Genomic DNA, 623 nt, shown 5'->3' with positions numbered 1-623 from the left:
GCAGAGTTTGCTTTCGACAGCTTGCGGCCCCATCTCGAAATCATCACGGTCTCCGACAGCTACCTGGGCGCGGGCGAAACCGCCACCGTCACGTTCATCTTCGACGAAGCCCTCGCCAACTTCACCGTCGACCAAATCGACTTGAGCAACGCCCATGGCACGCTGAGCGCGCCCACGCGCAGCCAAGACGGCAAAACCTGGACCGCGACCCTCACGCCCACGGCCAACGTCAGCGACACCACCAACACCATCAGCGTGGACATGGGCAACGTGCGCGACCTCGCAGGCAACGCCGGCACAGGCCGTATCACCAGCGCCAACTTCCAGGTGCGCACCACCGAATCCGCCAGCAGCATGCAGACCACGACCGTCACTGCCGTGAACATTTGGCTCGACGGCCATGTTGTGCGCAACGGCGTGAACATCGTGGTGCATTTCGAGTTCAACGGATGGCCGTTGGAGTCGAGTTTCACCCTCAGCGACGTGGTGCTGCCACGGGGTCCGAGTTGGGTTGGCAGCCTGAGCAGGGACCCCAACAATGCCAAGCATTTCTACGCCACGCTGGGGGCGAGTGACCCCGTGGAGGAATTCGTCAACCGCATCCTTCTGGACCTTGCCCACGT

General features: G+C 62.4%; 1 protein-coding gene. It reads left to right on the top strand.

What is annotated here, in order from left to right; translation table 11 throughout:
* Nucleotides 1-623, top strand: a 623-nt coding sequence (locus VTU_RS26270; RefSeq protein ID WP_010102464.1) for an Ig-like domain-containing protein, incomplete at both ends; no start/stop codon positions are given.

The sequence above is a fragment of the Verminephrobacter aporrectodeae subsp. tuberculatae At4 genome (assembly GCF_000193225.1).
Taxonomy (GTDB): Bacteria; Pseudomonadota; Gammaproteobacteria; order Burkholderiales; family Burkholderiaceae_C; genus Acidovorax; species Acidovorax aporrectodeae.
The sequence above is the reverse complement of the archived record's forward strand: the minus strand, read 5'-3'. Positions and strand labels throughout refer to the sequence as shown.